The organism is Bradyrhizobium sp. LCT2 (genome assembly GCF_009931255.1).
In the GTDB taxonomy this organism is placed as follows: domain Bacteria; phylum Pseudomonadota; class Alphaproteobacteria; order Rhizobiales; family Xanthobacteraceae; genus Bradyrhizobium; species Bradyrhizobium diazoefficiens.
The window spans coordinates 6,551,250-6,577,086 of the sequence record NZ_CP034432.1 but is presented as its reverse complement, the minus strand read 5'-3'; the positions used below and the strand labels follow the sequence as shown (position 1 = coordinate 6,577,086).

Sequence of the window (25,837 nt, the reverse complement as noted above, 5' to 3'; positions counted from 1 at the left end):
CGGTGTCCGGCGAGATGACGCAAACATTCAGCGATCGCCTTCGCGGCATTCATGCCGCCACGATCGTGCCGATGACGCCCGATTTCGAGATCGATGAGACAAGACTGGCGGATCATGTGGCCTCGGTCGCGTCCACGCCGGGCATCAATGGCCTCCTGGTCAACGGCCATGCCGGTGAGAATTTTGTGCTGTCGCTCGCCGAAAAACAGCGCGTGGTGGAGCTGGCGCGCGAGTACGCTCCGAAAGACTGCCTGATCGTCTCTGGCGTCAATCACGAATCGAGCCTGGAGGCCGCGCGCGAGGCGGCTGTGCTGGAGCGGGCGGGCGCGGACGGGCTTCTGGTGTTTCCTCCCAACAGCTGGGCGCTCGCACACGCCGATGATTGTGTCATCGCACATCACCGCCATATCCGCGATGCCACCACCGTGCCGCTGATGCTCTACGCCGCGCCGGTCGGTGCGGGTGCCATGGCTTATGCACCGTCGCTGCTGGAGCAACTGGTTGCCGACCCTCGCTTCGTTGCGATCAAGGAGGGCAGCTGGGAGGTCGCGACTTACGAACAGAATCTGCGACTGATCCGCAAGCTGCGGGCGGAGTTCGTCGTGCTCGGCTCGGGAGATGAGCACCTGCTGACGAGCTATCTCGTCGGCTCGGCCGGCAGCCAGGTCAGCCTTGCCTGCGTCGTGCCGGAGCTTGTCGTCAGCCTCTGGAATGCGGCTGAAGCCGGTGATTGGGAGCAGGCGCGGGCCGCGCACGAGAAGCTCTATCCGCTTGCGGTCGCGATCTATCGCGATGCGCCGGGAGGACGCGCGACGGTGCGGCTCAAGGCCTGCCTGAAATTGCTTGGGCGTCTTTCATGCGACGCGGCGCGACCGCCGCAGCCACCGGCAACTTCAAATGAGTTGCGGGCACTCGAGCAAGCGCTGCGGATCGCCGGCGCGCGCTGAAGCCTGATGGCTTTTGGTTGACTCGATCTCGCGGCGGGATCGGTCACCTCTCCCGCTTGCGGGAGAGGTCGGCGCACTTGCGCCGGGTGAGGGTTCTATCCTCTTGGCGAATCCCACCGCGGAGACACCCTCTCCCCAACCCTCTCCCGCAAGCGGGAGAGGGAGCGTACCTGCCTCGCGGCTCGCAGTCAGACCTAACTTCATCATCTTCTAAGCCGCGAAGAACGGATTGGCCGGCCGCGCAAGGCCGAGGTGATCCCGCAGCGTCGTCCCCTCATAGTCCGCGCGGAACAGCCCACGCTCCTGCAGGATGGGTACGACGAGCTCGACGAAATCCTCGAACCCTTCGTGGAAATAAGGCGGCATGACGTTGAAGCCGTCGGCGGCGTGCTGCTCGAACCAGAGCTGGAGCGTATCGGCGATGCGCTCGGCCGAGCCGCACAGCACCCAATGGCCGCGGGCGGCGGCGGTGAGGTTGTAGAGATCGCGCAGCGTCATGTTCTCGCGGCGGCCCTTGGCGAGCATGACGCTGGCGAAACTGTGATAGCTGTCGGACGGTGCGATGTCCGGGATCGGCCCGTCGAGATCGTAGGCCGACATGTCCCGGCCGAAGCGATCGGACAGGATCGCGAGCGCATTGCTGCCGCTGACAAAGCTCTGGAGCACGTTGAGCTTCTCGAACGCCTCCTTGTCGGTGCGGCCGACGACGGGCATCACGCCCGGCAGCACCGTGACGTCGTCGGCTTTGCGGCCGAACGCCGGCAGTCGCGTCTTCAGCGACGTGTAGCCGGCCTTGGCCTCCTCGATATCCTGCACCACCGAGAACACGATATCGGCGGTGCGCGCGGCGAGCGCCTGTCCGGCCTCGGAGCCGCCGGCCTGAAGCACGACGGGGCGACCTTGCGGGCTGCGGCCGATGTTGAGCGGGCCCTTTACCTTGAAGAAGGCGCCGTCATGGTCGATCGGGCGGAGTTTTGCCGGATCGATGTAGACGCCACTGCTGCGGTCGGCGACGATGGCGTCATCCGCCCAGCCGTCCCACAGGCCCTTGACCACGTCGAGGAATTCGCCGGCCATCTCGTAGCGGCGGGCGTGGTCGGGATGGGTGGTGCCGAAATTCGCAGCGGTCGCCGGATTGGCCGTCGTCACCGCATTCCACGCCGCGCGGCCCCTGGAGATGTGGTCGAGCGAGGCGAACACGCGCGCGACCGAGAACGGATCGCTGTAGGTGGTCGAGACGGTGGCGCCGAGCCCGATATGGCTGGTCGAAGTCGCGAGCGCAGCCAGCATCGTCAGCGGCTCGAGCCGCAGCGTGTAGGAGGGATGGGCGGCGGCATCGGCATAGAGATTGTCGCCCATGAAGATCAAGTCGAACTTGCCGCGCTCGGCGGTGCGGCCGATCTCCTGGATCGCCGCAAAGTCCTGGAAGCTGTCGACCGCGCCTGGATAGCGCCAGCCGGCGACGTGGCTGCCGGTTCCCAGGATAAACAGGCCGAGATGCATCTGTCGTTTCATGGCGTCATGTCCAGAACAGGATCTTGCGTTCGAGGAAACCGATCAGGCCGAAGAAGGCGAGGCTCGCCGCCGATGCGACGAAGATCGCCGCCCAGACCTGGACGAAGTCGATCTGGAGCACGGCTTGGTAGATCACCCAGCCGAGCCCGCCATGTGCGCCGAGCATCTCGGTGACGATCGCGACGATCACGCTGCGCACCGTCGAGACGCGCATGCCGGCGAGCAGCAGCGGCAGGGCCGTCGGCAGGCGCAGGCGCCACAGCACACCGAAGCGGCTTGCGCCAAAACTCTTCATGAGATCGACGGCGCGGCGGTCGACACGGTCGAGCCCGGCCAGCATCGAGAGCAGGATGGTGAAGCTCACCGCCATCGCCACCATCACGATCTTCGAGCTGACGCCGATGCCGAACCAGAGCAGGATCAGCGGCGAATAGCCGACCACGGGCACCGAATTGATCGCGGTGGCCAGCGGCAGGATCGCGCTGCGAAGTGCCGGAACCAATGCGATTGCGACGGCGAGGCCGATACCGATCAGGCATCCGAGCCCGTAGCCGACCAGCGCTTCGAGCAGGGTGTAACCGGCAGCGTCGATGAGCGTCGCGCGCTTGGACCAGAGGCCGGCGAGGATGTCGGTGACGGCGGGCAGGACATAGGCCGGCAGATGCAGTCCGCGCGCTGCGCCTTCCCAGCACGCGACCAGGAGGACGGCGCCCAGGATGCCGCGCTGGACGGAGAGCGAAGGTGAGGCAAGCGCGCGGCTCATTGCTCGGCGCTCCAGAATACCAGCCGTCGCTCCACCGCGGCGACCACCGCATAGAAGCCGGTGCCGAGCAGCGCCGCGGCGAGCAGGGCGGCCCAGATCGCGACGACATTCTCGGTGAACATGGCCTGGAGCAGCAGCACGCCGAGCCCGGTGGTGTCGCCGAACCATTCGCCGACGATGGCCCCGACGAGGCTCAGCGATGCGGCGAGCCGCAGCGCGACGAAGATTTGCGGCAGTGCGGTTGGAAGCTGCAAGCGGAGCAGCAGCTGGCGGTTGGAGGCGCCAAAGCTGCGCATCAGGGCGATCTGCTTGGGATCGACGGTTTCGAAGCCCAGCAGCGTGTTCACCGTCACCGGAAAGAAGGTCAGATAGAACGCAATGATCGCCTTGGCGAGCAGCGTATTGCCAAACCACAGCACCACGAGCGCCCCGAAGGCGATGACCGGAATCGTCTGCGACACCACGAAGATCGGAAACACCATCTCGCGCAGCGCGCGGATGCGGAAGAACACGACGCCCATGAGCACGCCGAACGCCCCGCCCGAAGCAAAGCCGATCAGCGTTTCGGCGAGTGTACGCAGGAAGCCGTCGACATAGGCGCGAGGCGTCGCCGCGATCGCCATCAGGATCGTGCTGAGGCGCGGCAGGTAATAAGGCCGGATGCCGAACAGCTGCACCGAGCCTTCCCAGATCACCGCCGCAATCGCAAGGCCCAGCAGGAGCCGGACCAGCTTGCGCAACGAAGCCGGCATCGCGATGCGCTGCGCAGCAACCCAGCTCTTGCCAAGCGATGCCGCCGAAGGGCTGCTCACGGCAGCCGGTCCGCCAGCGGAACGCTCTGGATGAAGCTTGCATCATACGCGGCGGCAAGATCCAGCGGCTTGGAAATGACGCCGTACTTCAGGAAGAAGTCGTGGGCGGTCTTGACCGCGTCGGCATCGATCCAGAACATGCCGTTCTTCGCCGCGGCGCCAGCGGTCATCAGGCGCTTTACCTCGGTGAGCATGAACTCCTGCTGCGCGCGGTCGAGCGTCGGAGCCGCGGCCATCACGGTATCGACGGCACCCTTGGGGTCTGCGAAGGCGTCCTTCCAGCCTTTGAGAGAAGCGCGCAGGAACGCCTTGACCAGCTCAGGCTTCTCCTTGGCGGTCGCCTCGGCCACGATCAGCGTGTCGCGCGGGAAGGTGATGCCGTAGTCCTCGGCGACGAAGGTCTTCAGGCTGTCCTTCGGCATGCGCGACTGGATGGTGTAGAACTCGTTGTAATAGGTCGCGGTGACCACATCGACGCTGCCGTCGACGAAGGGTGTCACCGAAACCTGCTGCGGCTGGATCTTCAGCTCATCCGGCTTGATGCCTTCCTTGGCCAGCATGCCGTTCAGCACATGGTTGGCGCCGGTAAACCAGGTGGTGACGGTCTTGCCCTTGAAATCCTGGATCGTCTTCACCGGCCCGTCCTTGCGGGTGACGAAGATGAAGGGCGTGATCTGGTGCGACACGCCGATGCAGACGATCGGCAGTCCCTTGTCACGCGCCGCGAACACGCTGTCGGTGCCGCCGGACAAGCCGAACGTGTCGGCGCCGGTCGCGACCAGGTTCTCGGTGAGCAGGTTGGGTCCGCCGGGATTGATGGTGAGGTCGATGCCCTCGGCCTTGTAGTAGCCCTTGGCGGCCGCAACGTAGAATCCGGCGAACTGCGCCTGCGGCAGCCATTTCAGGCGCAGGCTTGCCTTCTGCAATTCAGCGGCGGGCGCGGCCGTGACAAGCGAGCCGGTCGCCAGTGCGATGGCGGAGAGGGCGAAGAAGGCGTGGCGTCGGCTCAACATGGTCAAACTCCAGGCGGTGAAATCAATTGCGGTAGGACGGATCGGTGCGGTCGAGCTGGCGCATCAGCGCCGGCCACTCGCGTTCGCCGGGCACGAGGATGTCGCCCTGCAATTCCCAGAACTGGCGCGCGGCTTTCTCGCAGACCTCGTGCGGCGGCATCACCAGCTTGGCGCCGGCTGCGGCCGCCGCCTGCATCTGGAGCTGGATCCGCGCGGCGCGTTCGAAATAATACAGCAGCATGAAGGCCTCGCCCGGCGTCCGTCCGACGGTGAGGATGCCGTGATTGCGCATCAGCATCACCTTGTGCGGGCCGAGGTCGCGCACCAGGCGAACCTGCTCGTCGAGGTCGATGGCGACGCCTTCGTAGTCGTGGAAGGCCTGGCGGTCGTAGAAGCGCATCGCGAACTGGCTGAGCGGCAACAGGCCTTTCTCTTGCCCTGAGACCGCGACGCTCGCGTCGGAATGGGTGTGCAGCACGCAGGCCGCGTCGTGGTTCGCGGTGTGGATCGCGGCATGGATGACGAAGGCCGCGACGTTGACGGCATGCGGCGTGTCGTCGAGCTTGTTGCCCTTGGTGTCGATCTTCACCAGGCTGGATGCCGTGATCTCGTCGAACAGCAGGCCGTAGGGATTGATGAGGAACTGGTCCTCGTGGCCGGGCACGCGCAAGGAGATGTGGTTGTAGATCAGGTCGTCCATCCCGAGCTTGGCGACCATGCGATAGCAGGCCGCGAGCTTGATCCGGGCATCCCACTCGGCCGGTTCGATGCCGCGCGGCGCGGCTTGCGGCGCTGACATCGCATTCACGGCGTCTTCTCCTGCGCGATGGAGGATTGGAACGACTTCATGCTTTCCTCCTCGATGGCGTCGAGCAGCGTGCGCTTGAGGCGCACGAATTCCGGAGAGGTGACGATCTCGGGCCGGCGCGGGCGGGGCAGGTCGACGACCTGTTCGAGCTTCACCGAGCCGGGACGCGCCGTCATGACCAGCACGCGGTCGCCGAGGAAGATCGCCTCGTCGACGTCATGGGTGATGAAGAGAATGGTGCGGCGGTATTTCTGCCAGACGTCGAGCAGCCAGCGCTGCATCATCGCCCGCGTCAGCGCATCGAGCGCGCCGAACGGCTCGTCCAGCAGCATCAGGTCGCGTTCGAACAGGAAGGTGCGCATCAGGGCGACGCGCTGGCGCATGCCGCCCGACAATTGGTTGGGATATTGCTTCTCGAAGCCGGCGAGCCCGAACTCGGGCAGCATCTTCAGCGCCTTTGCGCGCGCCTGCTCGCGCGGCATGCCCTCGACCTCGAGCGCGAGGATGGCGTTGTCGACGACATTGCGCCAGGGAAACAGCAGGTCGCGCTGCGGCATGAAGGAGACGCGGCCGAGCAGGTCGGCGGCGTGGCAGCTCTTGCCCTCGAAGCGCAGGATGCCGCCGGCGTCGGGCTCTTCCAGGCCGGCGACAATATTAAAGAGGGTGCTCTTGCCGCAGCCGCTCGGGCCGACGACGGTGACGAACTCGCCGGGGGCGACGCTCGCCTGAAGTCCGGACAGTGCCGCAACGGAGCCGAAGGTCTTGTCGATCGCGCGCAGCTCGAGCAGCGGCTCAGGCTTCGGGTGAGCCTGCGGGGCCTCGATGGCCGGTCCGGGATCGGGGAGGCGGGCAGCCTGCACCGGGATGTCCTTGTATAATGGCGGCGGCCATTCGCATACGAAAGCGGACCGCGTCGAAATCTCTTAGCAACTCGTGTGCCAGTGCGATTTCGCGGCAAATCAGGCATAAGATTTGCGAGTTGGCAGGTGGATATCCCGGAGATGCACGCGTCTCCGCCAGAAAATCGGCCGGTTCACTGGAAGATTGGTGCCATTTTGTATACGTATATCGATATCGGAGAAACATGATGGCGGATATTGGTGCACATGCCGGAGGCAGGCGCGTGAAAAATGGGCACGAAACCCTGGCCGCAGGCCCCGGCATGACGCTCGCCGAGAGCCTGCGCCAGAAGCTCGAAGGGGCGATCGCGGCGGGGCATCTCGAGCCGGGCAGCCGGCTCGACGAGCAGGAGATCGCCCAGCGCTTCGGCGTCTCGCGCACGCCGGTGCGGGAGGCATTCCGTCTGATGGCCGCCAACAATCTGGTCGAACTGCGCGGCCGGCAAGGGGCGACGGTCCGCAGCATCAAGGCGCAGGCGCTGATCGAGATGTTCCAGGTCATGGCGGAGCTGGAAGGGCTCTGCGCGCGGCTCGCCGCGCGGCGCGTCTCCCAGGCCTGGGGGACTGAAATTGGCGAGATTCACCAGCGGCTTGTGGCGGCAGGTGAAACCGGCGATATCGATGTTTTCTACGACATCAACCAGGAATTTCACGAAGCGATCTACGAAGCCTCGCGCAACGCCTTCCTGGTCGAGCAGACCCGCAAGCTGCGCAACCAGGTGGCGGCGTATCGCCGCCGGGTGACGCGCATGCCGAACCGGATCGCCGACACCGTTCGCGAGCATGAGGCGATCATGCAGGCGATCCTGACCCACGATCCGGAGCGGGCGCACAGCGCCATGCGGGACCACGTCAACCTGCTCGGCGACAATCTTCTGGACTTCCTCGCCGCCTTCGAATGACCCTCGGGTCGCTTGGTATGCAAATTGCTAGACCTTGTATATCTAGCTTGCATCCTGGAGACCCGGAGTGGACCTGAAGCTGACGAACAAGACCGCCCTGATCACCGGCGCGTCGAAAGGAATTGGACTTGCGGTGGCCGAGCTCTTCGCCGCGGAGGGCTGTCACCTGCATCTGGCCGCCCGCAATGGCGAGGCCATGCTCCAGGCCAAGCGTGATCTGGAAGCCCACTTTGGCGTGAAGATCACCATCCACGCGCTCGACCTGTCGAGCACGGCCGCGATGGAGAAGCTCGCGGCCGAGGTCGGCGACATTGACATCCTCGTCAACAATGCCGGCGACATCCCGGCCGGCTCGCTGGAAATCCTCGATGATGCCGCCTGGCGGCGCGGCTTCGATCTCAAGGTGTTCGGCTACATCACGCTGTCGCGTCTTTATTATCCGCGCATGAAGGGCAAGGACGGCGTCATCATCAACATCATCGGCAATTCCGGTGAGAACTGGGACGCGAGCTACATCGCCGGCTCGACCGGCAACGCGGCGCTGATGTCCTTCACCAAGGCGCTCGGCGGCCGCAGCCTCGATCACGGCGTGCGCGTTGTCGCGGTCAATCCGGGACCGGTTGCCACCGACCGCATGCTCAAGATCATGAAGCGCAAGGCGATCGACATGCTCGGCGACGAAAGCCGCTGGGAGGAGCTGTTCGACAAATATCCCGGCAAGCGCCCCGCGACGTCGGAGGAGGTTGCCGATCTCGTCGCCTTCCTGTCCTCGCCGAGGTCCGGCTACATCACCGGCACGGTGGTGACGATCGACGGCGGCATCGCCGCGCGCGGCTCGGTGATCTGAGGCCTCGATGTCGAAGCCTCAATCCGCGGCACTGCTCCGCAACCGCTATTTCGATGAGCTCTCGGCGACGCCGGGGCTCTACTGGCTCGGGCAGAACACCAACCATATCGAGAGCCACCCCGCCGTGCGCGAGGCGATGCTGCGCTCGATCGAGGCTGGCGAGTTCAATGCCTATGCCCCGCCGCTCGGCTTCGAGGCGCTGCGTGCCGCGATCGTCGCCGACCTCGGTGTGCCCGGCGCAGAGGCGCTGGTGACCGAGGGCGGCGTCAACGCGCTGGCGATGATCTGTCGCGCGCGCTGCAAGCCCGGCACGACGCTGGTGACGACCGATCCGACCTGGAAATGGCCGTGCCTGTTCGCGCGCCAGCAGGGCGCCGAGGTGATCGAGATTCCGATCTACGATCCGGCCTGCAACTACCGCCTGACGCCCGAGGCGTTGAAGGCGAATGTCGATGAGCGCACGGCGATCATTTATCTCGTCGATCCCAACAATCCGCTCGGCATTCGCTACACCCGCGAGGAGATCGAGAGCTTCGCGGCGATTGCGCGCGATTGCGGCGCGCTGCTGGTGCACGACTGCACCTACCGCGATTTCGCCGACGGCCACACCCCGGCGCTCCACGTGGCGCCGCAAGGCTCGGTGGTCTCGACCAGCTTTTCGAAATGGCTCGGGCTTGCCGGCCTGCGGATCGGCGCTCTGGTCGCAGCGCCCGACCTGTTCGAGGAACTGGCGCTGACATCCACGAGCGTGCTTGGTGCGAGCGTGATCGCCCAGCGTGCGGCGCAGGCGGGACTTTCCGTCAAGGCTGAGTGGATGAAGAAGGTCCGCAGCACCGACCGGTCCAACAAGGCGATGATCCAGGAGGCGGCGGCCGCGATCGAAGGGCTGGCGCTGCCGATCATGCCCTCGCACGGAAACTTTCTCGTGCTGGAGACCATCGCGGCGGGCATCCGTCCCGAGGCGCTGGTCGAGTGCTATCGCCGCCAGGGCATCATGATCCGCCAGGGCACCTATCACACGCAGCGCTTCGGCGACCGCTTCGTCAAGATCAGCACCTCCGTGCCGCAGGCGTGGGTCGAAAAGCTCTGCACGCTGCTGCCGGACATGGTTGCGCAGGCGCGCACGCTCAACGACCTGCCGCCGCAATTCTAGGGAATATGCCGATGACGATGATCACCACCAAAGACGGTGTGAAGCTTCATGTGGAAGAGGCGGGCGAAGGCACGCCGATCCTCTTCATCCATGAATTCGGCGGCAATCACCAAAGCTGGGAGCCGCAGTTGCGCTATTTCAGCCGGCGCCATCGCTGCATCACCTACGCCGCGCGCGGCTATCCGCCGTCGGATGTGCCCGACAGCGTGGAGGCCTATTCGCAGGCGATCGCCGCTGACGATGCGGTCGCCGTGCTCGACGCGCTCCGAATCGAGAAGGCGCACATCGTCGGCCTGTCGATGGGCGGTTTCTGTACGGTGCATTTCGGCCTGCGCACGCCGGAGCGTGCCTTGTCGCTCACGGTGGCCGGCGCCGGCTATGGCTGCGAGAAGGAGTTCGAAGAATATTTCCGCGGCGTCTCGCTCGAAGTTGCCGACAATTTCGAGAAGCAGGGCGCCAAGGAGTTTTCGAAGATCTACGCGCTCGGCGCGAGCCGGGTGCAGTTCCAGAACAAGGATCCGCGCGGCTGGAAGGAATTCGCCGATCGCCTTGCCACCCATTCCGACCGCGGCGCCGCCAACACCATGCGCGGGGTCCAGGCACGGCGGCCGTCCTTCTACGATCTCGAAGACGGCCTGAAGAAGATGATGGTGCCGACGCTGGTCGTCGTCGGTGACGAGGACGATCATTGTCTCCAGCCCGGCATCTTCCTGAAGAAGACCATTCCGGCCTGCGGTCTCTCGGTCTTCCCCAAGACCGGCCACACGCTCAATCTCGAGGAGCCGGCGGCGTTCAACGCGCTGCTTGCCGAGTTCATTGCCCAGGTCGAGGCCGGGCGCTGGCTGCCGCGCGATCCGCGCGCGCTGCCGGGCCAGATCATGCGCACGAAGTAGGTCGATGGGATCGAGCACCTTGATCAACGCCGATCGGCTCTGGACGCGCCTGATGGCGCTCGCCGAGATCGGCGCGACGCCCGCCGGCGGGGTGAACCGTCAGGCACTGAGTGACGGCGAGATTGCCGCCTGGCGCCGTGCTATCGGCTGGGCGCGCGAGGCGGGCTTGACGCCGTCGACGGATGCCGCGGGAAACCTGTTCCTGACGCTGGCCGGGCGCGATCGCGCCGCGTCGCCGGTTCTGCTCGGCAGTCATCTCGACAGCCAGCCGACCGGCGGGAAATTCGACGGCGCGGCCGGTGTCATGGCGGCGTTAGAGGCGGCGGTCTCGCTCGCCGAGCAAAGTGACAGGCTGGCACGCGATGTCATCGTCGTCGCCTGGATGAACGAGGAAGGCTCGCGCTTCGCCCCGGGCATGATGGGTTCGGAGGCCTTTACCGGCGAACGCAACATGGATGCGATCCGCGCCGCGCGCGATGCCGACGGCATCAGCGTCGGCGAAGCGCTCGACCGCCTCCACCAGGCTTTCCCTGATGTGCCGCGCAGGCCACTCGGCTTCGCGGCCGGAGCGTATCTCGAATTGCACATCGAGCAGGGACCATTGCTCGAGGCAGCCGACTGCGCGATTGGGGTCGTCACGGGCATCCAGGGCAAGAAGACGTTTCAGGTGGTGGTCGAGGGCGCCGAAGGACACGCCGGCACGCTGGCGCAGCAGGAGAGGCGGGATGCGCTCGCGGCCTTTGCGCGGATGGCGGCGGCGCTCCATGCCAAGATCGGCACGGTCGATGCCGACATCAAGTTCACCATCGGCCGTGTTGCCGTGGTTCCGAACGCGCCGTCGGTGGTGCCTTCGCGCGTCAGCTTCAGCATCGATCTGCGTCATCCTGATAATGCGGTGCTCGATGCCGCGGGCGCGCGCATCGCGGCTCTTTGCCAGCAGAACGCCGCACCGTGCGCGGTCACGGTGACACCGCTCGTCGATGCGCCGTCAAACGCCTTCGATCCGCGCCTGCGGGCGAGCATTGCGGAAGCCGCGCGAGAGCAGGGGCATTCCGCCATGGAGATCCTCTCCGCCGCCGGTCACGACGCCCGCCATCTTGCCAAGATCTGTCCCGCCGCGATGATCTTCATCCCGTGCCGCGACGGCGCAAGCCACGTTGAGCACGAATGGGCTGAGCCCGATCATGTTGCCGCCGGCGCCTCCGTGTTGGCCCAGGTGCTGCGCGAGCTGGCGTTTGCGCCGGGCATTGCGGTGTGAGGACGCCGATGCAGGACGTGGCCCCACAGGACTACCGCGATGCGATGGCCTGTCTCGGCGCGGCCGTCAACATCGTGACCACAGACGGCAGCGCGGGTCGCGCCGGATTTACCGCATCCGCCATTTGCAGCGTTACCGACGATCCGCCGACGCTTCTTGTCTGCATCAACCGCGCGTCCTCGGCCTACTCCAGCGTGACTCGCAACGAGGTGGTGTGCGTCAACGTGCTCTCGGCCCGGCATGAGCCGCTCTCCCGGCTGTTCGGCGGCAAGGTGCCCGCCGAGGAACGGTTTGCCGCGGCCGCGTGGTCGACGCTCGCAACCGGTGCGCCGGTGCTGGCCGACTGTTCCGCCGCGTTCGACTGCCGGATTGCCGATACCGTCAATGTCGGTACGCATGACGTGCTGTTCTGCCGCGTCGTGGCCCTGCAGAGATTCGGTTGCACCGACAATCTGATCTATTTCGGCCGCGCCTACCACACGGTCGGGGTGACCGATCCAGCCGAGGCTGGACCCGAATCCGCTCTTGACGCATCCTGAGGTGAGGCTGGCGATCGCCGGCCGTTCCAACAATCACCTCTGCGCGATGGACAAGAGCCGTCAACCGAACAAGCGCGTATCTCTCGCCGGGATGCACATCGACCGGACGTCGGCTGTGCCGCTGCACTTGCAGATCGCGGCCCACATCCGGGGCTGCATTCTGCGCGGCGTCTTTCCGGCCGGAACGCAATTTCTGGGTTCGCGGGAGATCGCGCGGGAGCTGGGCTGCTCGCGCACGGTGGTGTTGACCGCGTGGGATCTGCTCTACGCCGAGGGCTATCTTGAATCGACCCCGCGCGGCAGCGTCATGGTGGCGTCAGTCGCAACACCGCACGCGGAGCCGCCGTCGGTGGCGTCGCCCGCGGCCGTGCCCGCCCATATGTCGAAGCGCTGGCAATCACTGCTGGCGTTCGACTACGAGACCAACTGGCCGTCGGAGTTCAGTCCCGGCGCACCTGATATCTCGACGTTTCCCTTCAAGGACTGGTCGCGCCTGCTGCGCCAGACCTGGCAAAATCCGAGGGAGCAGGAGTGCCTCGATCTCCCTCCCGAAGGCCATCCGCGCCTGCGCAGCGAGATCGCAAATTTCCTCGGCTCGGTGCGCGGGCTGGTCTGCGCGCCGGAGGAGGTCGTCGTCACGTCAGGCACATCGGGGGCGCTCGATTTCTGTAGCCGGATGATCCTCGATCCCGGCGACGAGGTCTGGGTCGAGGAGCCCGGCTTTGTCGAGGCCCGGTGGGCGCTCACGGCGGCCGGCGCAAAGCTCGTTCCGGTTCCGGTCGACGACAAGGGGCTGGTGGTCTCGGAAGGGATTCGACGCGCGCCGGGTGCCCGGCTGATCGTGGTCACGCCGTCGCATCAATATCCGCTCGGCGTCAGCATGGGCCTGGAGCGGCGTCTCGAGCTGCTCGACTGGGCCAACAAGAACGATGTCTGGGTGATCGAGGACGACTACAATTCGGAGTTCAGGCACCAGGACAGCATGATCGCCTCCTTGCGTTCGCTCGATCGCGAGGGGCGGGTGATCTATTTCGGCACCTTCTCGAAGATCATGATGCCGAACCTGCGGCTCGGCTACATCGTCGCCAACAGGCATTTCATCGATGGCTTCTCCAAGGGCCGCGCGCGGATCGACGTCCATACTTCCGGCGTCGGTCAGCTCGCGCTCGCCGAATTCATGCGGGAGGGGCATCTGCTGCGGCACCTGCGCGGGATGCGCCGGGCCTATGCCACCAGGCGCAGGGCGCTGATCGATGCGATCGCCACGCTGATGCCTGACGATATGACCGTGTCCGCGGCGGTGACGGGACTGCATCTGGTGGCGCTGTTCACCGAGGCGATGCGGGCGCGGATGAGCGACCGCGAAGCGGCTGCAAGCCTGAAGCAGGCCGGCATCCATGTGCAGCCGCTGTCGCAGAATTTTCTGGAGCAGCCGACGTTGCAAGGCCTGGTGTTCGGATACGGGCGGCTGCGCGTCGAGGATGCATCTCCGCTGCTTGCGAGAATCGCGGCTTGCATCGGCAGCGGCTCCCGCAATGCATCATCCGATCCGGCAATATCGTCTCGTACTGTTCGTACAATAAAGAGAGGCAGAGCCGATCGTGGTGCATAGCTCATAGGCACCCGACGATCCCGCAGCGCCGTTCGATCGCCTGCAAATTAGACAGACGATTTCAGACGTTCGGATTGCAGCGCAGCAGGAGTTGCGATTTGCCCGGAGAATTCCGTGGTGCGCTGCACGTTTTTCGCGTGAGCCGGCCCGTGTTCGCGTGCTCTCTCTGCGGGCACGACTGCACCAAAACGTGCAGCAGGTGGCGTGGCGCACGGCGCCGGTCGCGCGCTGGTCTAGTGGTTTGCGACAACTCTGGCCCTATCCCGTGCCCATCGCTCTGTCGCACGCTCTCGGTCGGTGGCATGACAAGGGATGCATGATGAGCGCTCTGGTTTCGGCATTGGACGTTGCGATGAACGGCAAGGATCCGGCGTCCGGTTCGGACGTCACGCGTAGCTGATCCCTGCACATGAGCTCTTCCGAACATCACTGGGAAGTCGGCACCGATATCGGCGGCACCTTCACCGATATCATCGCGATCCGGCGCGACTCCGCGGAGGCGCGGATTGCGAAGGTGCCGTCGCGCCCGCAGGCGCCCGTTCAGGCGATGCTTGAGGCCATCGAGGCCGTCGGCCTGCGCAAGAGCGAGGTCAAGCGCTTCGTCCACGGCACCACCCGCGTGACCAACGCCATCGTCGAGGGCCGGCTGCCGAAGGTTGCGCTGGTCGCGACCGAAGGCTTTGCCGATGTGCTCGAGATCGCGCGCTATCGCCGCCGCGATCTCTATCGGCTCGACATTCCCCCGAAATCGCCGCCTCTGGTGCCGCCCGAACGATGCTTTGGACTCGCCGAGCGCCTCGATCACGAAGGCAGGGTGCTGAAGGCGCTTGAGGACGCCGAGATCGAGCGTCTGGTGGCCTGGCTCAAGCAGACCGGCGTTCAGAGCGTCGCGGTGGCCTTGCTGCACGCCTACGCCAATCCGGTGCATGAAAAGATTCTCGGCGAGCGGCTCAAGGACGTCGTCGCCCACGTCTCGCTGTCGCACGAGATCAATCCGGAGGCCCGCGAATATGAGCGGACTTCGGCAACCGTGTTCAACGCGGCCGCGATGCCGATCGCGGTGGAATATCTCAGCGAGCTGGAGCAGCGGCTGCCGATTGGAGCCGGCCTGCAGGTGTTTCATTCGGCCGGCGCCATGATCCCGATCTCGGCGGTGAAGCGGCGGCCGCTCGTGATGGCGATGTCGGGTCCTGCAGCCGGCGTCTCGGCCTCGGTCAGTATCGCGCGCCAGCTCGGCACGTCGCGCATGCTGACCTTCGACATGGGCGGCACCACGACCGACGTGTGCCTGATCGTGGACGGCCAGGCCGAGATGACCGACGGCCGCATGCTCGGCGACAAGCCGCTGCGCCAACCGATGCTCGCGGTTCATTCCATCGGTGCCGGCGGCGGATCGATCGTGCGCAACGGTCCGGGCGGCCTGACGGTCGGGCCGGAGAGCGCCGGCTCCGAGCCGGGGCCGGCCTGCTACGGCCGCGGCGGAACCGAGCCCACCATCACCGACGCCAACGCCGTGCTCGGCTATCTCAATCCCGAGACCAAGCTTGGCGATCGCATCGGCATCGACATCGAATCCGCCAAGCGCGTCATCGCGCCGATCGCGCAGGCATTGGGGCTGAGCCTGACCGAAACGGCGCTCGGCATCATCAAGGTCGCGAACGCCACGATGGCTCGGGCGCTCCGGCGCGTCACGGTCGAACGCGGCATCGACGGACGCGATTGCACGCTGCTCGCCTTCGGCGGCGGCGGACCGATGCATGCCGCGGGTCTTGCCGATCTCTACGGGATTGCAGCGGTCGTCGTGCCGAGCGCATCGAGTGCGTTCTCGGCGCTGGGCTGTCTTACCGCCGATTTCAGCTTCCTCCAGCAGCAGACGCTGCGCGCGGCGCTTGAAGGGATCGACTTGGCGCGCGTGTCGGAGCGGATCGGGACGTTGATTGATGATGCCTCGGCGCCGCTGATTGCCAACGGTGTCGCCAGGGCAGAGATCCAGGTCGAGCTGGTGGCCTTGATGCGCTATGCGGCGCAGAACGACGCCATTCCGGTGCCGTTCGCACTGCCGCTCGACGTGGCTGGGCTCAAGAAGGATTTTCTGGCGCGGCATCACGAGCTCTTCGGCTATGCGACGAAGGAGAGCTGCGTCATCGAATCCGTGCGGGTGCAGGCGCGCCGCCCGTCGACGACCGTCGTCAGTCGGCCGGCGACAGCGGTGAGGGCCGTGTCCTCAGGTACGCGCACCTGCTCGTTCGACGGCTTCCACGAGATCGCGGCAGCAATCATCGACCGCGCCGCGCTGACGGAAACCGTCAACGGTCCCGCCATCATCGAAGACGCATGGTCAACGGTGGTGGTGCCGCCTGGCTGGCAGGCAAAGCCCGACGCCGCCGACAACCTGTTCCTGACGCGGAGGGGCACATGAAGCTCGATCCGTTCGTCGTCGAGGTCATCAGGCACGGGCTTTCGGCGGCGGCCGAGGAGATGAGCCTTGTTATGACGCGCTCGGCGCGCTCGCCGCTGCTGCGCGAGGCCGGTGACCTCTCGTCGGCGATCACCGACGGCCACGGTGGCCTCGTCGGGCAGGGCCGCGACATCCCGATCCATCTCGGCGCGATGGCCTACACCATCCCCGAATTGCTGAAGGTGATGCCGCGCGATAGCCTGAATGACGGCGACGTGGTGATCTACAATGTCGGCGCGCTCGGCGGCAACCATCTCAACGACGTGAAGGTCGTGCGTCCTGTCTTCGTCGACGGCGAGATCGTCGCCTTCGCGGTCAGCCTCGCGCATTGGCCGGATATCGGCGGCACCTGGCCCGGCAGCTATTTCGCCAAGGCCATCGATACGTTCCAGGAGGCGATGCGGATTCCGCCGGTGCTGATCGCAACCTCAGCCGGCGTCAATACGCCGATCGTGCAACTGCTCAAGGCCAACGTCCGCGACCCCGAGTCCTGCGAGGGCGATCTTTTGGCCCAGATCGCGGCGACCAAGGCCGGCGAGAAGCGCATCGTCGAGCTCTGCCGCGAGCACGGCAAGGCGGTTTTCACGGCAACGCAGTCGCGCCTGCACGATCTCTCCGAGATCGAGATGCGCGAGGCGCTGCGCGCGCTGCCGGATGGCGTCTACGAAGGCGAGGATTATCTCGACGACGGCAGCGAGAACAACGCGCCCGCGCGCATTCACGTCAAGATCACGATTCGCGGCGACGAGGCGACCTTCGACCTCTCCGGAAGCTGCGACCGCGTTTCGAACTTCTGCAACACGACGCCTTTCATGGCGCGCTCGGCCGTCGCCTACGCCGCGCGCATCATGAGCGGGCGCGACATGAACCAGAACGCGGGCGCGCTCCGGCCTCTGACCATCATCACGCGCCCGGGCTCGATCCTGGAGCCGGGCTGGATGGCTTCGGTCGCTGCCGGCAACCACGAGACGTCCATGCGCATCGTCGATGCGATCTTCCGTGCGATGCAGGACACCATTCCTGAGCGGCTGTCGGCCGGTGGAGCCACCACCGCGGGCGTCCTGTTCTTTGCCGAACCGCGACCGAACGGTTCATGGAAGATGCTCTACGAGGTCCATGGCGGCGGCGAGGGCGCCCGGCACAATCGCGCCGGCATGTCGGCAACCCGGGTGCATCTCTCCAACACCTCGAACACGCCGGTCGAGGTCATCGAGGCGAGCTACGCGATCCGCCTGGAGCAGCAGGCCATTCGCCGGCATTCCGGCGGCGCGGGTGCCTATCCCGGCGGTGACGGTTCCGTCCGTACCTATCGCATCCTGGCGCCGGCGATGCATCTCACGACTTGCATCGAGCGCATGGTGATTCCGCCATTCGGCATGCAGGGCGGCGAGGCCGGCAAGACCTGCCGTATCTCGCTGATCCGGCAGGGGGCGCATGTTGCGATCGACGGCAAATCAAATCTGGTGCTGCAGCAAGACGATCTCGTCACGATCGAGATGTGCGGCGGCGGTGGCTACGGCGCCGCGGCTGCGGAGTGAGGGGACCCGCGATGAGCAGATTGTTGCGAACCGGACTGAATGCGGGCGAGGCCGCGCCGATGGCCGTGGTCGGCGGCGAGGGCGTCTACTTTCACCTGTCCGACGGCCGCCGCCTCATCGACGGCAGCAACACCGGCGGCGGCCTCGGGCATCGTCATCCCGCGATGGTGGAGGCGATCCGCCGTGCGGCCGATACGCCGGTCGTGAATGAGGGGTGGACCTGGGTCGGTCGCGAGCAGGCCGCGGACGACCTGATGGCTACCGCGTTCGGGGGCGAAGAGGATTGGGTCGGTGCGGTCCGCTTCTGCATCAGCGGCAGCGAGGCCAACGACATGGCGCTTTCGCTCTGCCAGGCGCTGACGCAGCGCTCTGCATTGGCGACGCGCGAGCGCGCCTATCATGGCATCACCGGCCTGTCGCGCAGCATGACGGTGCAGCCGCAATGGCATGGCGGGCTTGCGGTGCACTCGGGCGGCTCGCAGCTCCCGGCGCCGATGGCGCCAGTACGGATTTTGCCGGCACCGAATGGCGCGATCTACGGCGCACCGGCCAATAATACGCCGCCTAGCGAATATCTGGCGGATGCCACGCGCCTGCTCTCTGACACGGCGGCGACGATCATCGACTACACCCAAGGCGGCATCTACTACGACGGCGCCTATCAAGACGAGGTGGCGCGCCGCGCGCGGCAGGCGGGCTCGTACTGGATCGCGGACGAGGTCGTCACCGGCGCAGGTCGCGCGGGCCGCTGGTTCGCGTTTCAGGGCGCGGAGAGCCGCCCCGATATCGTGACGCTCGGAAAGTCGCTCGGCGGCGGTGCGGCGGCGGTGGCCGCGGTCGTGGTGTCCAAGGACATCGTCGAGCGGCTCAAGGGCACGAGCTGGCAGAACTATGGCACGCTGCGCGGCCATCCGATCAGCATGGCGGCCGTCAGCGCCTATCTGAAGGTCGTCAGCGACGACAAGATTCTGGAGCATGTCCAAGAGCTCGAAAGGCTGTTCACCCGCCGCCTCCTCGAGATCGCGCAAAAGCATCCGAGCGTGCAGCGCGTCGCGGGGCAGGGGCTGCACTGGACGGTCGAGCTGCACGGGCCGGACTGGCGCACCTGGCATGCCGACACCACGGAGGTGCCGATCGCCTCGCGCGTGGCGGAGCGGGCGCTGGAGGCCGGTGCCGTGATCGGCACCAGCGGCGAGCAGACTTCGCTGTTCCTGGCGCCGCCACTCGTGATCTCCGAGCGCGAAGCTGAGCAGCTTCTGGATGCGCTCGACCACGGTCTCGACGTCGCGGACGAGGAGCACGGGTGAGTATAGATCACGCAGCATCCCGTCGCTCGCCGGCCTGGCCGGTGGATGAGCCCTGGCATCTCGCGATGCCGGAACGGACGCTGTACGACGCGCTGGCACGTGCGGCGAACGACCGGCCGTCGCATCCGGCGACGGTGTTTTACGGTGCAAGCCTGAGCTACGCCGAGCTGCGCGAGCGCGTCGATGCCCTGGCGGGTTTCCTGCAAGACGCTTGCGGCATCAAGCGCGGCGACCGCGTCATGATCGCGCTGCAGAACTCGCCGCAATATGTCATCGCCTATTATGCGGTGATGCGGGCGGACGCCGTGATCGTGCCGGTCAATCCCATGAACAAGACCGCCGAGATGGCGTATCTCGCCGCGGACAGCGGCGCCAAGGTCGCGATCATCGGCAGCGAACTGAGCGATGTGTTTGCTCCGCTGGTCGGGGATGCCATTGCGTATGCAATCGTCGCGCAGTATCGCGACGAGGTTCCGGTCGCCACGCCCTATACGCTGCCGTCCTGCGTGACCGAAGCGCCGTCGGAGATGCCGTCGTCGCCGGGCTGGCACTCTTGGTCGTCCGCGATCGCGCAAGGCTTGCGGCCGGGTGCGATGGCCGCCGGGCCGGACGACCTCATGATCCTGCCCTACACGTCGGGAACGACAGGCAAGCCCAAGGCCTGCATGCACAGTCATCGCAGCGCGCTGTTCACCGCGGCCTTGCAGGCGCGCTGGTACGGGCTCGACGGCGGCGACGTGATGACTGGATTCATGCCGCTGTTCCACGTCGCGGGCATGCAGGGTTCGATGAATGCCGCGATCGTCGCCCGCGCCACGCTGCTGTTGATGGCGCGCTGGGACAAGGATCTGCTGCCGGACCTGTTCGAAACCTATGGCGTGACGTTCTGGAACGCGGCACCGACCATGATCGTCGACGTGCTCGCAAGCGTCCGATTCCGCGACCGGTGTTTTGCGAAGCTGAAGGTGCTGACCGGTGGCGGCGCGGCGATGCCGACGGCGGTGGCCGAGCGGCTGAAGGGACGCTTCGGTCTCGATTTCGTCGAAGGCTACGGCATGACCGAGACCATGTCACCGACGCACCTCAATCCGATGGCGGCGCCGAAGCGGCAGTGTCTCGGCATCGCCGTGCAGGAGACCGACGCGCGGATCGTCGATCCCGAGAGCCTGATCGAGCTGGACGACAACGTCGTCGGTGAGATCGTCGTGCACGGGCCGCAGGTGCTGCAAGGCTACTGGAACCGCCCCCAGGCCAATGCTGAATCCTTCATCGAACTCTCAGGCAAACGGTTCCTGCGCACGGGCGATCTCGGTTATCGCGATGCTGACGGCTATTTCTTTGCGGTGGACCGCCTCAAGCGGATGATCAATGTCAGCGGCTTCAAGGTGTGGCCGGCCGAGGTGGAGGCGGCCATGTACCAGAACCGCGCCATCCGGGAGTGCTGTATCGTCTCGGCGCCGGACGATTATCGCGGCGAGACCGTCAAGGCCCTGGTGGTGCTGGACGAGGCGATGCGCGCGACGACGTCGGCGGACGATATCATCGGCTGGGCGCGCGGCGTCATGGCGAGCTACAAGGCGCCGCGCGCCGTTATCTTCGTCGATCATTTGCCGCGGACCGCGAGCAACAAGATCAACTGGCGACTGCTGCAGGACGCCGAATGGGGGCGGACCGCATGAGAAGGCGCCCGGCTGGAAATTCCGGACGCGGCTGCGCTATGCTGCCGGCGCCGGCAAATCGTTGAGGCTGCGATGTTCAGCTTCGTCCAAGAGGTCACCAGGAACCCGCTTATGCGTATTGTCAATGTTGCCGCCGCCCAGATGGGCCCGATTCAGAAAGCCGACAGCCGCGAGGCCGTGGTCAAGCGCATGATCGCGCTGATGGACGAGGCGAAAGCAAAAGGCGCCGATCTGATCGTCTATCCGGAGCTGGCGCTGACGACGTTTTTTCCGCGCTGGTACGTGGAGGACCGGGCCGAGTTCGACAACTGGTTCGAGCGCGAGATGCCGAGTGCGGCGACGAAACCGCTGTTCGAGCGCGCGGCGCAGCATCAGATGGCCATGAATTTCGGCTATGCGGAGCTGACGCCGGACGGCCATCACTTCAATACCGCCATCCTCACCGACAAGTCCGGCAGGATCGTCGGCAAATATCGCAAGATCCATCTGCCGGGCCATGTGGAATACGACACCAAGCGTTCGCACCAGCACCTGGAGAAGCGCTATTTCGAGCCGGGTGACCTCGGCTTCAAGGTCTGGCGCGAGCTGGGCGGCATCATCGGCATGGCCATCTGCAACGACCGGCGCTGGCCCGAGACCTATCGCGTCATGGGCTTGCAGGGCGTCGAGATGGTGCTGATCGGCTACAACACGCCGTCCGTCAATGCGGAGAAGAGCGAGGAGGGCGTCGAGAAGCGCCTGTTTCACAATCGCCTCTCCGTGCAGGCCGGCGCCTATCAGAATGCAATCTGGGTCGTCGCAGTGGCCAAGGCCGGCAATGAGGATGGCCACCCGCTGTTTGGCGGCAGCCTGATCGTCGACCCCAACGGCGAGATCGTCGCCGAGGCCAGGACTGACGACGACGAGGTTCTGGTCCACGCTTGCGACCTCGATGCCACCACCTTCGGCAAGACCACGATCTTCGATTTCGCCCGGCACCGCCGCATCGAGCATTACGGCCTGATCACCAGCCAAACCGGCGCGGTGCCGCCGCCGGAAAAGTGACGCCGATGGCCGACAAGGGCACATCAGGCATTCCCTTAGCCGAGCTCGATCCGCGCGACCGCTACAAGCTGCTCTGCGGCGTGGTGGTGCCGCGGCCGATCGCGCTGGTGACGACGCTGGACGAGAACGGGGCGGTCAATGCCGCGCCGTTCAGCTTCTTCAACGTTTTCTCCGAAAGCCCCGCGCTGATCGTGCTCGGGCTCCAGCACAAGCCGGATCACTCGCCGAAGGACACGACCCGCAACATCCATCGCGACGGCGAGTTCGTCGTTCACATGGTGGATGAGGCGCTGTCGGGGGCAATGAACGACTGCGCGGTCGATTTTCCGTCCGGTGACAGTGAGGTTGCGGCGACGGGGCTTGCCACGCTGCCCTCAGTCGACGTGAAGGTGCCGCGCCTCGCGGCGGCGCCCTTTGCGTTGGAATGCCGGCGCCATGTCGTGCTGAATTTCTCGCCGGATCGCGAGCTACTGGTCGGCGAGGTGCTCAGGGTTCACGCCCGCGAGGGCCTCGTCGATGAGGCCAACATGTATGTCGATCTCGACGCCTACCGGCCGATCGGCCGCATGTTCGGCAATCTCTACACGACGCAGCGGGACACGTTCGCACTGGTCCGCGAGAGCCACGCGCAATGGCGCGCGCGGCAGGACGCCAAAGAGCTGAAGGACGCCTAGTGAGCCGAGAACTGCACCGCTCCGAGCGCCATGGTGACGGCCGCCTGTGTCGGGTCGATCACGGGAATACGAAGGGCGTCTTCCAGCGAGCGGCGATGGCGCGCCATGCCGGCGCAGCCCATCACGATGGCGCGGGCGCCGTCCTCGTCGCGCAGCGCGCGGCCGATGTCGATCATCTTGGCCAGCGTGCCTTCGCCCGAGGCGGTTTCCGCAACGCTCATGTTGAGCGGCCGTTCGCCGGCGAGGCGGTCGGTCAATCCCATCTGCCTGAGATAGCGCATGTGCCGCGGGATCGAGCGCTGGGCGATGGCGATGACGCCAAAGGTTTCGGCGCGCGCCAGCGCCGTCAGCACGCCGCACTCGGCGATGCCGAACACCGGGCGGTTGGTGCCCTCGCGGCAGACCTGAAGCCCGGGATCGCTGTAGCAGGCGATGACGAAGGCGGCGGAGCTGTTGTCGCTTTCGACCAGCCGGCGCAGCGGCATCGCGACGCTGTCGACGTCGGCCTGGCTTTCAATGCCGAACGGACCTTCCGCCAGCGTCCGGCAAATTACTTCCGGTCCGCCCTCGAAATCGAGCGGCCTCAAGGCATCCTCCAGCCCCTGCGTGACGGTGGGATTGGAGTTCGGATTGATGACGAGAATGCGCGGCCGGGGCATGATGGTCTTTCCAAGAAATTGCGATCACGTGCGTTGAGCCTATCACGGAGTGCCTCATGACTGAACCCACCTACGACCTGATCATTCGCGGCGGCCGCGTCGCGACCACGACTGACGTCTTCGAGGCCGACGTCGCCATCTCCGGCGAAACCATCGCAGCCGTCGGCCGCGGCCTTCCGGCGGCCAGGCGCGAGATCGACGCGCGCGGCAAGCTGGTGCTGCCGGGCGGCGTCGACAGCCACGCCCATATCGAGCAATTGTCCGCCGCCGGCATCATGAATGCCGATACGTTCGAGAGCGCGACCGTGTCCGCGGCGTTCGGCGGCACCACCACGGTGATCCCGTTCGCCGCCCAGCATGTCGGCATGAAGCTGCCGCAGGTGGTCGAGGACTATCACGCGCTGGCGAAGAAGGGCGCGGTGATCGACTACGCCTTCCACATGATCATTGCGGACGCGACCAGGGAGACGGTCGAGGAGCACATCCCGGCGCTGGTAAAGCAGGGGCATGCGTCGATCAAGATCTTCATGACCTACGACCGGCTCAAGGTCGACGACGAGCCGCTGCTCGACATCCTCCTTGCCGCGCGCCAGTCCGGCGCGATGCTGTGCGCGCACGCCGAAAACCACGGCATCATCGCCTGGATGGTGAAGCGCCTGCTCGCGCGCGGCTACACGCTGCCGAAATACCACGCCGTCAGCCACGCCCGTGTGTCGGAGGCCGAGGCCTTCACCCGGTTGATCGGCATGGCGGCGCTGATCGACCAGCCGATCATGATCTTCCATGTCTCCACCGCCGAAGGCGCCAAGGTGATCCGCGACTCGCGCGGGCAGGGGCTGAAAGTCTTTGCCGAGACCTGTCCGCAATATCTGTTCCTGACGGCTGCCGATCTCGACAAGCCCGGTGCGGACGGCGCCAAATGGATGTGCAGCCCGCCGCCGCGCACGCATGCCGACCAGGAGGCGCTGTGGCAGGCGCTGTCGCTCGGCGATCTCCAGACCATCTCGTCGGATCACGCGCCGTATCGATTTGACGAGACAGGCAAGCTGCGCGCCGGCCCCAATCCAAACTTCAAGCAGGTCGCCAACGGCCTGCCGGGGCTGGAGCTGCGGCTGCCGCTCTTGTTCGACGCGATGGTGTCGAAGGGCCGGCTCGGCCTCGAAAAATTCGTGGAGCTGACTGCGACCGCGCCGGCAAAGATCTACAATCTGCATCCGCGCAAGGGCTCGATCGTGGTCGGCGCTGACGCCGATATCGCGATCTGGGATCCCAATCGCGAGACCGTGATCGCCGACGAGATGATGCATGATCTCGCCGGCTACACGCCGTTCGCAGGCCGCAAGGTGAAGGGCTGGCCGGTGTCGGTGCTGTCGCGCGGCCGCGTGATCGTCGACGGCAATAAGTGTCTTGCGAGCGCCGGCAGCGGAAAATTCCTGGCGCGCAGCGGCGGCGAGGCGGCGAAGCCGACGGGGCGCCTCGTGGCCGACATGGATCCGGAACGGAACTTCGGAGCAAAGTTGCTGTGATGGTGGATCGCGCGCGATGAAGATCGTCATCTTCGGCGGCACCGGCTTTGTCGGCCTCAATGTTACCGAGGTGTTGCTTGCGCGCGGCCATGAGGTGACGCTGTATGATCGTAAGCAACTTCCGGCTGGCGCGGAGCGGTTCTTTGCTGACCACCGGGAGCGGCTCTCGATTATTCAGGGCGAGATCACGGACATCGAGAGGATCGACGCGCTGGTAAAGCAAGGCTTTGATGCGATCATCCTTGGCGCTGCCATAACCGCCGGGGACCAGCTCGAGCGGACCACGACCTCGAGCATCCTCGAGATCAATGTGATGGCTCAGATGCCGATCCTGAGCGCTGCGATCCGCCGTGGCGTTCGGCGCGTGATCAATCTCTCCTCTGCGTCCGCCTATGGTGCCGCGGGGCAACGCTATCCGGTACTGGACGAGGAGACGCCGTGCGATCCCGTCTCATTTTACGCGATCAGCAAATTCACGTCAGAGAGATCCGTGGCGCGGCTTGCCGAGTTGTGGGGAGGCGATTTTCTGAGTGTGCGGTTAAGCGCCGTGTTCGGTCCGTGGGAGCAGATCGGGAAGGTGCGCGATACGCCCAGCCTCCAGTTCCAGATCCTTGCTGCGTTCGCCCGCGGCGAACCGGCCCTTCTCCCTGCGCCAGGCATCAAGGATTGGACCTACGCGCCCGACGCCGCCGAAGCGGTGGCGGTGCTGATCGAAGCCGAGCGGCCGCGCCATCGGCTCTACAATATCTCAAGCGGCGCGGCCTGGTCTGCGCTGCAATGGGGTGAGGCGTTCGCAGCCCTTCATCCCGGGCTGGAGTGCCGGCTCGCGTCACCCGGAGAGAAGACCTTCATCAAGCTCCACGGCGGGGATCGTGCGCCGATGTCGGTAAAGCGGATGGCCGATGAGTTCGGCTGGCGCGCCCGGTTCGGCTGCGTGGAGTCGGCCGCAGCGATGAGCGCCTGGTGGATGCAGCACAAGGAAGGGATCTGA

General features: G+C 65.8%; 23 protein-coding genes. 16 read left to right on the top strand and 7 right to left on the bottom strand.

Annotated features, from left to right (window positions below; all coding sequences use genetic code 11):
* Positions 1-14 precede the first annotated feature (14 nt).
* Positions 15-947, top strand: a complete 933-nt coding sequence (locus tag EI171_RS31430) for a dihydrodipicolinate synthase family protein (protein ID WP_246740313.1) — start codon at positions 15-17, stop codon at positions 945-947.
* A gap of 210 nt (positions 948-1,157) precedes the next feature.
* Here the strand turns inward: EI171_RS31430 and EI171_RS31425 are convergent, their stop codons facing one another.
* Genes EI171_RS31425 through EI171_RS31400 form a run of 6 tightly spaced genes read right to left on the bottom strand, consistent with a single transcriptional unit; the run spans position 1,158 to position 6,718 of the window.
* Complete coding sequence (locus tag EI171_RS31425; protein WP_161535630.1) at positions 1,158-2,462, bottom strand: LLM class flavin-dependent oxidoreductase; 1,305 nt, start codon at positions 2,460-2,462, stop codon at positions 1,158-1,160.
* A gap of 4 nt (positions 2,463-2,466) precedes the next feature.
* Complete coding sequence (locus tag EI171_RS31420; RefSeq protein WP_161535629.1) at positions 2,467-3,225, bottom strand: ABC transporter permease; 759 nt, start codon at positions 3,223-3,225, stop codon at positions 2,467-2,469.
* On the bottom strand, positions 3,222-4,037 hold the full coding sequence (locus EI171_RS31415) for an ABC transporter permease (RefSeq protein WP_161535628.1): 816 nt from the start codon (positions 4,035-4,037) through the stop codon (positions 3,222-3,224). The genes EI171_RS31420 and EI171_RS31415 overlap by 4 nt, the downstream gene beginning before the upstream one ends.
* On the bottom strand, positions 4,034-5,050 hold the full coding sequence (locus EI171_RS31410; protein ID WP_161535627.1) for an ABC transporter substrate-binding protein: 1,017 nt from the start codon (positions 5,048-5,050) through the stop codon (positions 4,034-4,036). The genes EI171_RS31415 and EI171_RS31410 overlap by 4 nt, the downstream gene beginning before the upstream one ends.
* 22 nt (positions 5,051-5,072) lie before the next feature.
* Positions 5,073-5,858, bottom strand: coding sequence for a class II aldolase/adducin family protein (locus EI171_RS31405; protein WP_161535626.1), 786 nt, complete (start codon positions 5,856-5,858; stop codon positions 5,073-5,075).
* Positions 5,855-6,718 carry an ABC transporter ATP-binding protein gene (locus EI171_RS31400; protein WP_161535625.1) on the bottom strand — a complete coding sequence of 288 codons (864 nt, stop codon included), beginning with the start codon at positions 6,716-6,718 and terminating at the stop codon, positions 5,855-5,857. The genes EI171_RS31405 and EI171_RS31400 overlap by 4 nt, the downstream gene beginning before the upstream one ends.
* Positions 6,719-6,735: 17 nt before the next feature.
* Between EI171_RS31400 and EI171_RS31395 the strand changes: the two genes are divergently transcribed.
* The 13 genes from EI171_RS31395 to EI171_RS31335 all read left to right on the top strand — a co-directional run bounded on the left by EI171_RS31395 (position 6,736) and on the right by EI171_RS31335 (position 22,661).
* Positions 6,736-7,659, top strand: coding sequence for a GntR family transcriptional regulator (locus tag EI171_RS31395; protein WP_161535624.1), 924 nt, complete (start codon positions 6,736-6,738; stop codon positions 7,657-7,659).
* A gap of 67 nt (positions 7,660-7,726) precedes the next feature.
* Positions 7,727-8,506, top strand: a complete 780-nt coding sequence (locus EI171_RS31390; RefSeq protein ID WP_161535623.1) for an SDR family oxidoreductase — start codon at positions 7,727-7,729, stop codon at positions 8,504-8,506.
* A gap of 7 nt (positions 8,507-8,513) precedes the next feature.
* On the top strand, positions 8,514-9,659 hold the full coding sequence (locus EI171_RS31385) for a pyridoxal phosphate-dependent aminotransferase (protein ID WP_060911319.1): 1,146 nt from the start codon (positions 8,514-8,516) through the stop codon (positions 9,657-9,659).
* Positions 9,660-9,670: 11 nt separating this feature from the next.
* Complete coding sequence (locus EI171_RS31380) at positions 9,671-10,552, top strand: alpha/beta fold hydrolase (RefSeq protein ID WP_161535622.1); 882 nt, start codon at positions 9,671-9,673, stop codon at positions 10,550-10,552.
* 4 nt (positions 10,553-10,556) lie between these two features.
* On the top strand, positions 10,557-11,810 hold the full coding sequence (locus EI171_RS31375; RefSeq protein ID WP_161535621.1) for a Zn-dependent hydrolase: 1,254 nt from the start codon (positions 10,557-10,559) through the stop codon (positions 11,808-11,810).
* Positions 11,811-11,818: 8 nt separating this feature from the next.
* Positions 11,819-12,349: a flavin reductase gene (locus tag EI171_RS31370; protein WP_161535620.1), complete on the top strand. Its 531-nt coding sequence runs from the start codon at positions 11,819-11,821 to the stop codon at positions 12,347-12,349.
* Between the two features lie 46 nt (positions 12,350-12,395).
* Positions 12,396-13,961, top strand: coding sequence for a PLP-dependent aminotransferase family protein (locus EI171_RS31365; protein WP_161537117.1), 1,566 nt, complete (start codon positions 12,396-12,398; stop codon positions 13,959-13,961).
* A 409-nt stretch (positions 13,962-14,370) separates the two neighbouring features.
* Positions 14,371-16,380: a hydantoinase/oxoprolinase family protein gene (locus tag EI171_RS31360; RefSeq protein ID WP_161535619.1), complete on the top strand. Its 2,010-nt coding sequence runs from the start codon at positions 14,371-14,373 to the stop codon at positions 16,378-16,380.
* Entirely contained in the window at positions 16,377-17,957 is a 1,581-nt protein-coding gene (locus tag EI171_RS31355) for a hydantoinase B/oxoprolinase family protein (RefSeq protein WP_161535618.1), read from the top strand. The genes EI171_RS31360 and EI171_RS31355 overlap by 4 nt, the downstream gene beginning before the upstream one ends.
* Positions 17,958-17,968: 11 nt before the next feature.
* Positions 17,969-19,264 carry an aspartate aminotransferase family protein gene (locus EI171_RS31350; protein ID WP_161535617.1) on the top strand — a complete coding sequence of 432 codons (1,296 nt, stop codon included), beginning with the start codon at positions 17,969-17,971 and terminating at the stop codon, positions 19,262-19,264.
* Positions 19,261-20,943, top strand: coding sequence for a long-chain fatty acid--CoA ligase (locus tag EI171_RS31345; RefSeq protein WP_161535616.1), 1,683 nt, complete (start codon positions 19,261-19,263; stop codon positions 20,941-20,943). Before EI171_RS31350 ends, EI171_RS31345 begins: the two co-directional genes overlap by 4 nt.
* A gap of 111 nt (positions 20,944-21,054) precedes the next feature.
* Positions 21,055-21,987, top strand: a complete 933-nt coding sequence (locus EI171_RS31340; RefSeq protein ID WP_161535615.1) for an N-carbamoyl-D-amino-acid hydrolase — start codon at positions 21,055-21,057, stop codon at positions 21,985-21,987.
* A 5-nt stretch (positions 21,988-21,992) separates the two neighbouring features.
* On the top strand, positions 21,993-22,661 hold the full coding sequence (locus tag EI171_RS31335) for a flavin reductase family protein (protein ID WP_202633034.1): 669 nt from the start codon (positions 21,993-21,995) through the stop codon (positions 22,659-22,661).
* On the opposite strand, the gene EI171_RS31330 is transcribed toward EI171_RS31335, so the two are convergent.
* Positions 22,658-23,320: an aspartate/glutamate racemase family protein gene (locus EI171_RS31330; RefSeq protein WP_161535613.1), complete on the bottom strand. Its 663-nt coding sequence runs from the start codon at positions 23,318-23,320 to the stop codon at positions 22,658-22,660. The two genes, EI171_RS31335 and EI171_RS31330, sit on opposite strands and share 4 nt — an antisense overlap.
* A gap of 56 nt (positions 23,321-23,376) precedes the next feature.
* Here EI171_RS31330 and hydA point away from each other — a divergent pair, with 56 nt between their 5' ends.
* Both hydA and EI171_RS31320 read left to right on the top strand, forming a co-directional pair.
* Positions 23,377-24,846 carry a dihydropyrimidinase gene (gene hydA, locus EI171_RS31325; protein WP_161535612.1) on the top strand — a complete coding sequence of 490 codons (1,470 nt, stop codon included), beginning with the start codon at positions 23,377-23,379 and terminating at the stop codon, positions 24,844-24,846.
* 16 nt (positions 24,847-24,862) lie between these two features.
* A complete protein-coding gene (locus EI171_RS31320; RefSeq protein ID WP_161535611.1) occupies positions 24,863-25,837 on the top strand; it encodes an NAD(P)-dependent oxidoreductase in 975 nt (324 codons plus the stop codon).

What these genes read in the sequence shown, in the direction of transcription:
- EI171_RS31430 (WP_246740313.1), top strand. Translation starts at nt 15, where the DNA reads ATGACGCAAACATTCAGCGATCGCCTTCGCGGCATTCATGCCGCCACG.
- EI171_RS31425 (WP_161535630.1), bottom strand. Translation starts at nt 2,462, where the DNA reads ATGAAACGACAGATGCATCTCGGCCTGTTTATCCTGGGAACCGGCAGC.
- EI171_RS31420 (WP_161535629.1), bottom strand. Translation starts at nt 3,225, where the DNA reads ATGAGCCGCGCGCTTGCCTCACCTTCGCTCTCCGTCCAGCGCGGCATC.
- EI171_RS31410 (WP_161535627.1), bottom strand. Translation starts at nt 5,050, where the DNA reads ATGTTGAGCCGACGCCACGCCTTCTTCGCCCTCTCCGCCATCGCACTG.
- EI171_RS31395 (WP_161535624.1), top strand. Translation starts at nt 6,736, where the DNA reads ATGGCGGCGGCCATTCGCATACGAAAGCGGACCGCGTCGAAATCTCTT.
- EI171_RS31385 (WP_060911319.1), top strand. Translation starts at nt 8,514, where the DNA reads ATGTCGAAGCCTCAATCCGCGGCACTGCTCCGCAACCGCTATTTCGAT.
- EI171_RS31380 (WP_161535622.1), top strand. Translation starts at nt 9,671, where the DNA reads ATGACGATGATCACCACCAAAGACGGTGTGAAGCTTCATGTGGAAGAG.
- EI171_RS31375 (WP_161535621.1), top strand. Translation starts at nt 10,557, where the DNA reads ATGGGATCGAGCACCTTGATCAACGCCGATCGGCTCTGGACGCGCCTG.
- EI171_RS31370 (WP_161535620.1), top strand. Translation starts at nt 11,819, where the DNA reads ATGCAGGACGTGGCCCCACAGGACTACCGCGATGCGATGGCCTGTCTC.
- EI171_RS31365 (WP_161537117.1), top strand. Translation starts at nt 12,396, where the DNA reads ATGGACAAGAGCCGTCAACCGAACAAGCGCGTATCTCTCGCCGGGATG.
- EI171_RS31360 (WP_161535619.1), top strand. Translation starts at nt 14,371, where the DNA reads ATGAGCTCTTCCGAACATCACTGGGAAGTCGGCACCGATATCGGCGGC.
- EI171_RS31355 (WP_161535618.1), top strand. Translation starts at nt 16,377, where the DNA reads ATGAAGCTCGATCCGTTCGTCGTCGAGGTCATCAGGCACGGGCTTTCG.
- EI171_RS31350 (WP_161535617.1), top strand. Translation starts at nt 17,969, where the DNA reads ATGAGCAGATTGTTGCGAACCGGACTGAATGCGGGCGAGGCCGCGCCG.
- EI171_RS31340 (WP_161535615.1), top strand. Translation starts at nt 21,055, where the DNA reads ATGCGTATTGTCAATGTTGCCGCCGCCCAGATGGGCCCGATTCAGAAA.
- EI171_RS31335 (WP_202633034.1), top strand. Translation starts at nt 21,993, where the DNA reads ATGGCCGACAAGGGCACATCAGGCATTCCCTTAGCCGAGCTCGATCCG.
- EI171_RS31330 (WP_161535613.1), bottom strand. Translation starts at nt 23,320, where the DNA reads ATGCCCCGGCCGCGCATTCTCGTCATCAATCCGAACTCCAATCCCACC.
- hydA (WP_161535612.1), top strand. Translation starts at nt 23,377, where the DNA reads ATGACTGAACCCACCTACGACCTGATCATTCGCGGCGGCCGCGTCGCG.
- EI171_RS31320 (WP_161535611.1), top strand. Translation starts at nt 24,863, where the DNA reads ATGAAGATCGTCATCTTCGGCGGCACCGGCTTTGTCGGCCTCAATGTT.